Consider the following 7141-nt stretch of genomic DNA (forward strand, 5'->3'; position numbering starts at 1 on the left):
CAGTTCGCTTCGACACAGGCCGGCCCACGCAAGGGAGCGGCCTGCGTCGAAGGGCATCGCGGTGTTTCGCCGACTCTCCAGCATCCGGAGGGGACACAAGGCCCTCCCTCGCGCGAGGCTACGCTAGGCGGCGACCCAGCATTTTGTCAGCGCGTGTCCGCCCATCAGTTCGCCGTTCGGATCGTCCACCCAGCCGCCAACCTTCGCCGTCGTCGCGTCGATGTAGTTGTTGAACATCGGCACGATGACGCCGCCCTCGTCGCGCAGGATCATCGCCGCCTGCCGATACATGGCCTTGCGCTTGCCGTCGTCCAGTTCGGAGCGTGCACCGAGGATCAACTTGTCGAAGTCCTCGCGGAAGAACCGGGTGTCGTTCCATTCCGCATTGGAAAGATAGGCGATCGAGTAGACCTGGTCCTGGGTGGGGCGACCGGTCCAGTAGGACATGGAGAACGGCTGCTGGTTCCAGACGTCCGACCAGTAGCCGTCGCCCGGCTCGCGCTTGATCTCGACGGTGATGCCGCATTTGGCGGCACTCTGCTGGAAAAGCTGCGCCGCATCCACGGCGCCCGGGAAGGCGACGTCCGACGTGCGCAGCAGCACCGCGCCGCTGTGGCCGGACTTCTTGTAGTGCTCGGCGGCCTTCTCCGGATCGAACACGCGCTGCTCGATGTCGTCGTCGAACAGCGGATAGCCCTTGATCATGGGCGTATCGTTGCCGACCGTGCCGTAGCCGCCCAGGATCTTCTGCACCATCTCCTCGCGATCGACGGCGTACTTCAGCGCCAGCCGCAGATCGTTGTTGTCGAAGGGCGCAGTGTTGCAATGGGCGATCATCACGTAATGCCCCTTGCCCGGCACATTGCGGATGGTCACACCCGGAACACGCTTCACGAGTTCGACGACCTTCGGCTCGACGCGGTTTATCATGTCGATCTGGCCGCTTTGCAGCGCTGCCGTGCGCGCCGTGGAGTCGTTCATGACGATGATCTCGACGGTGTCGGCGTGGCCGCGCCTGTCGCTTCCCCAGTATCCCTCGTGCTTCTGGCCGACATGGCGAATGCCGGGTTCGTTGACCACCACCTTGTAGGGCCCGGTTCCGATGCCCTCCGTCGGATTGTCCTTGCCGCCGTTCGGCTGGATCATCAAGTGATAGTCGCTGACCACATATGGCAGGTCGGCATTCGGCTCCTTCAGGGTGATGACGACGTTGCGTCCGTCCGCCTTCACCGTATCGAACTCGGAAACGAACGGGAGTGCCGGCGATTTCGAGTTCGCATCCGCGTGGCGCTCCAGCGTGGCGACGACGTCGTCGGGCGTCAGCTCCTTTCCGTTGTGGAAGGTGACATCCTGGCGAATCCGGAACGTCCACGTCTTGGCGTCCTTGGACGCCTCGTAGGATTCGGCGAGGCGATATTCGATCTCGCCCGCAGGCGAGATTTCCAGCAGCTGCTCGCCCCAACAGCGACCGATCGTATAGGGCACCTGGCTCGCCCAGGTCGCGGGATCAAGGCTGTCGGTGGCCGCACCACCCACGAGGCCGGCGCGCAAGACGCCCCCCTTCACCGGCCCCTGCGCCCGGGCCGCGCCCGACAGCAGCGCGTTTGCCGCCGCCGCCGACACGCCCAGGGCTGCAGCCCGGCTCAGAAATTCACGCCGGGAAAGACCGCCACCTGCGGCAAGCCTGGTGAGATGATCGAATTCCATGGTCACATTCGCACTCCTCGATCCGGTTTGGCACCGGCCATCCTGCATCGCTTAAGTCGGCATTGCAAATGGCCTTCTGTCTCTGGTTGTACCGCCTGCCGCAACGACGCGGCTGCCCGCTGCCATCGCCGGTCCGTCCGGTGAGACGGATTCCCAACAGATTGAGACGCAGTCCCAATAGAACGCTCACCCATCTCCGCCCCGCTCGTATAGATAGGTGGTCCGAGTTGAACACTCCCGGCAAACCGCAGGCCACCTGCGGGCGGGCCCGGTGCCGGACGTGCAGGCAGCGGCGCACCGCCCAGGCCGCGCGCAACGCCGGCAAAGCGTCCCACAGCTGCCGGAGCACACCCCTTGAGCACCTACGCCGAAATCCTGGACCTGATCGCATCGTCTTCTTCGAGCGCGATCGATCTTCCCGACAACAGGGCGGCATTGACCGTGAGCCAGGTGCGGGCGCTGGTCGCAGCGGGCGTAACGTTCGCCGGCGACGACGTCCTTACCGTCGAAGACACCGGTGGCGAGATCGGTTCGCTGACGGCCGCCGAAATCGGCGCGCTGAAGACGCTCGGCGCCTCCGAAGTGATCGGCACGGGCAGCGCGCTGTCGCTCACCCTCGCCCAGATCAACGCGTTCGCCGGCCAGGACATCGCCGCCTACTCTCAATACGAGACCCTGGGCCCGCGGACCCCGCACGATAGCCTCGTAGGAGACGGCTATGCGGGTTCTGCCTCGGGGATGACGACGATTGCGTTGGCTGACGGGTCGTATGCCGTGCTCTACAAGGACACCGCGCGCAACATCGTCGTGCAGCGCGTCGACGCGCATGGAAAGGCTCTTGGCAATGTCGTCGTCGCGAGCCCGACGAGCACGACGTTGGTCGGGCAACCGGTCATCTCCGCTCTCTCCGATGGCGGCTACGTTGTTTCCTGGCGGAGCGAGATCGCGACGCTGAGCATGCAGCATTACGACGCGGACGGAGAGCTCGTGAGCAGTTCGTCGCTGGAGACGTCTGCAACCTGGCGCGTCGCTCCCAGCATAACCGGCCTCACGGACGGCGGCTATGTCGTGACATTCTATCAATATGAAGAAGGTTCTGGCGAGTCCGTGGTCGTGCAGCGCTTCGATGCCGGAGGAACTGCTCTCGGTGAAGCCCAGACGCTGACGAGCCAGGATGCCATTGTCCTGCCCTCGATCGGGAACGATGGCGCGGAGTTGACGCAGACCATCGAACTCGCGAACGGCAAGGTGATGGTTGTCTGGGTTGACGGGTCTGGCATGGACGGCGGAGATTGGGGTGTCATGGCCCAGATCTTCGACGGTGCGGGCGGAAAGGTGGGGAACGCCTTTTCCGTCAGCACCGTCACGGCAGGAGATCAATTCCAGCCATCGGTCACGGCACTCTCCAATGGCGGCTTGGCAGTGGCGTGGCTGAGCGACTACGGCACCATTGCGGTGCGGGTATTCGACGACGAAGGCAACGAGTTCGACGGCGAAATCGCCGTCAACACCAGCAACCATGCTCAGGACCTGCCCCAGATCGTTGCGCTCGAGAACGGCAATTTCGTCGTTACCTGGACATGGCTCGGACAGGACGACCCGAACGCGACCTCAAGCCAGCACGACGGCGTCTACTCCCAGCTGATCGGCGCCGACGGCAGCAAGATCGGCTCTGTCACCCTCGTCAACACGACCACCGTCGGAAGTCAGAAGGAACCGCAGATCGTGGCGCTCAAGGGCGGCGGCTATGTGATCGTGTGGTCGGAAAACATCGAAAACAGCGGTGACAGCTACGAAATCAACGCCCAGGTCTTCGATGCCGAAGGCAACAGGATCGGCGGCGAACTCGAGATCAACGACACCGAGACCGGCTTCCAGTTGTATCAAGAGGTCACCGCGCTTGCCGGCGGCGGATTTGCGGTGACCTGGTACGATAGTGGCGACGGCAAGTTTTACACGCGCGCCTTCCACAACGACACCGAGGCGGCCTCCTTCAGCGACACGGCCGCGAACATTTCAGCCCTGAAGGCGGCCGACGTCGCCGATCTGAGCGAACTCGGCATCACCAGGATCGCGGTATCGGACGCCGGATCGGTGACGCTGTCCAAGGCGATCGCTGTTCAGTTGGCGGCCATCTCCGGCCTCGCCATCGACGGCGCTGCCTCGGTCACAGTAAATGGCGCGGGCGCAGCATTGGAAGGCTTCTCGGCCTCCGATATCGCCGCGCTGCATGTCCTGGGTGTCACGAGGCTCGACGCCAGCGACAACAAGGTTTCGCTTTCCTTCGAACAGGCCCTGGCCTATGTCGAGGCCGGCATCACCTTCGCCTCCGCCGATGCGGTCACGATGAAATTGAACATGATGCAGCTCGTGACGATGAGCAACAGCACCATGGACGGTCTCCTCCAGCTCGGCCTCAAGGTTCTCGACCTTGAAGAGAATGCCGTTTCGCTCGAAATCGTCGGCTTCGGCATGCTCAAGGCCTACGGTCTGAGCTTTGCCCCGTCCGATGTTCTCACCTTGGTCATTTCCCAGTCAGGCATGAGTGCGCTGACCACCAACCAGATTGGCGAACTTGCATCGCAGGGCGTCACGCGGATCGACATATACGACGCGGGGTCCGCCCCCACGACGCTATCGCTGGCGCAAGCCAACGCCATCGCCGCCGCCGGAATCGTCTTCGCGCAGGACAATGGAACCTGGGTCCTCGACACCGCCGCAGCCCTGGCAGCACTCGATGCGACCGGTATCGCTGTGCTGGCAGCGGCTGGCATCCAACGTGTGATCGCCGAACAGGCGCTGTCCCTCAGCGCCTCGCAATTCTCCGCCTATGCAGACCGCGATATCGTGGTCTACACGCTGGAAGGAGCCGTTTCGGTTCGTGACACCGGCGCCACGCTCGCGGCCCTCGACGCAAGTCGCATCGCCAAGCTCTCCGATTTCGGCATCACGGCCATCGATGCGACCGACAACAAGGTGGCGCTGTCGTTCTCCGTGCTGGAAGCCTATCGCGCCGCCAATGCGTCGTTCTCCGCGGAAGACCGGGTGCTGCTGTCGGTCACCTCGGCTTCGCTTGGCGCCCTTGGCGCAGACGATCTCGCCAATGCAGCCGATTTCGGGGTCTCGGCGCTGACGACCTCCGACACTGAAATCGATCTCGCCGCGGCGACGGCTGCGCGGATGAAGGCCTCAGGCCTCTCCTTCGACACCGGCTTTACCGCCCGCATTTCAGACACCGCCGCCAATCTGCTCGCGCTATCGCCCGCCGACGTCGCCAGCCTGTCGGACATCGGCATCGACGCCGTGCGTCTGGCCGATACCGGCAGCGCCATTGCCGCCCTGTCGCTTGCCAGCATCATCGCCTTGGATGGCAAGGGCGTAAGCCAGGTCGGCGTGACCGACGGCACGGTTATCCTCAGCCTCGCCCAGGCGAACAAGTTCGCGGAGTATCAGATTGCCTTCGACAGCGTCTCCACGGTTGTGGTGACGGCCTCATCGACGACGCTGTCCGATCCCGACACGCTCGACCTCGCCGGACTGAAGGCCATCAACATCGACCGGATCGACGCGTCCGACAACAAGCTGGCACTGTCGCTGACGGCGGCTCGCAATTTTGTCGATGCCGGAATCGGCTTTGCGCCAGACGACGCGGTGTCGGTCACCATCACCTATGCCGAGGCAAAGACGCTTGCCAAGGCGACCGGCAGCGCCCTGCACGCAGCCGGCGTCGACCGGATCGAGATCGACATGACGGCGCAGGAATTGAAGGCGCTCACCTATGCCGAGTTGAAAGCCTTCGTCGCTGCCGGCGTCGATGGCATCGTCGGCGTCTCCGTCGTGACCTTCAGCAACCTCACCTACGATCTTGCGACGCACACGATCAATTACAATCCCGTCATCACCTCGAACGGGGCCGGCTCGTCCGCAGCGATCAGCATGGCGGAGAACACGACCGCCGTCACGACCGTCAAGGCGACAGACCAGAACGCGGGATCGACGCTGAGCTTTTCGATCGCAGGCGGCGCCGACCGGGCACTGTTCAGCATCAACGCGAAGACGGGTGCATTGTCGTTCAAGAGCGCTCCCGACCATGAAAACCCGGCCGACAACGGCAAGGACAACGCCTATGATGTCGTCATCCAGGTCAGCGACGGCAAGCTAATCGACACACAGGCAATCAAGGTCTCGGTCAGGGACGTCAACGAGGCTCCGACCTCGCCTGCGCTGTCGGGCACCAGCGTCAAGGAGAACGTCGCCGTCGGCACCACGGTCGGCACCTTGTCGGCCAAGGATCCGGAAGGCAGGACGCTGAGCTACACGCTGACGGACAACGCCGGCGGCCTGTTCAAGCTGTCCGGCAACAAGCTCGTCACCGCCAGGGCGGTCGACTACGAGACGGTCAAGTCCGGCAAGGTCACCGTCGCGGTCTCCGACGGTGTCAACACGGTGGCCAAGACCTTCACCATCGGCGTCCAGGACGTCAACGAGGCCCCGACGTCGCTTGCCCTGTCGGGCACGAGCGTCAAGGAGAACGTCGCCGTCGGCACCACGGTCGGCACGCTGTCGGCCAAGGATCCGGAAGGCAAGACGCTGACCTACAAGCTGACGGACAATGCCGGCGGCCTGTTCAAGCTCGATGGCAACAAGCTCGTCACCGCCAAGGCGGTCGACTACGAGACGGTCAAGTCCGGCAAGGTCACCGTCGCGGTCTCCGACGGCGTCAACAAGGTGACAAAGACCTTCACCATCGGCGTCCAGGACGTCAACGAGGCCCCGACGTCGCTTGCCCTGTCGGGCACGAGCGTCAAGGAGAACGTCGCCGTCGGCACCACCGTCGGCACGCTGTCGGCCAAGGATCCGGAAGGCAGGACGCTGACCTACAAGCTGACCGACAACGCCGGCGGCCTGTTCAAGCTCGACGGCAACAAGCTCGTCACCGCCAAGGCGGTCGACTACGAGGCGGTCAAGTCCGGCAAGGTCACCGTCGAGGTCTCCGACGGGGTCAACAAGGTGGCAAAGACCTTCACCATCGCCATCGAGGACGTCGACGACGCCAACAAGGCCCCGACGTCCCTTTCCCTGTCGAAGTCGAGCGTCAAGGAGAACGTCAAGACTGGCACCACGGTCGGCACCTTCTCGGCCGTTGATCCGGAAGGCAAGGCCCTGACCTACAAGCTGACCGACACCGCCGACGGCCTGTTCAAGCTGTCGGGCACCAAGCTCGTCAGCGCCAAGGCGATCGACTACGAGAAGGTGCAGAAGGACACGGTGACGCTTCAGGTCACCGACGCGGATGGGGCAAGCGCGAAGAAGACCTTCACCATCAAGATCACCGACGTGGTCGAGACGATCGCCGGCACGGCGAAGAGCGAAACGCTGAAGGGCGGCATCGGCGCCGACCTGATCAAGGGCAATGGCGGCAACGACACGCTCT

General features: G+C 63.7%; 1 protein-coding gene and 1 pseudogene. One reads left to right on the top strand and one right to left on the bottom strand.

Annotated features, from left to right (window positions below):
* Positions 1-123: 123 nt before the first annotated feature.
* Positions 124-1707, bottom strand: a complete 1584-nt coding sequence (locus CRO48_RS24100) for an ABC transporter substrate-binding protein (RefSeq protein WP_097142307.1) — start codon at positions 1705-1707, stop codon at positions 124-126.
* A gap of 354 nt (positions 1708-2061) precedes the next feature.
* Here CRO48_RS24100 and CRO48_RS24105 point away from each other — a divergent pair.
* Positions 2062-7141 (top strand): annotated as a pseudogene (locus CRO48_RS24105) (hypothetical protein); the annotation flags it as partial.

Source organism: Rhizobium subbaraonis (genome assembly GCF_900220975.1).
GTDB lineage: Bacteria > Pseudomonadota > Alphaproteobacteria > Rhizobiales > Rhizobiaceae > Mycoplana > Mycoplana subbaraonis.

Excerpts from the sequence above, each read along its gene's own strand:
- CRO48_RS24100 (WP_097142307.1), bottom strand. The coding sequence starts at position 1,707 with ATGGAATTCGATCATCTCACCAGGCTTGCCGCAGGTGGCGGTCTTTCC.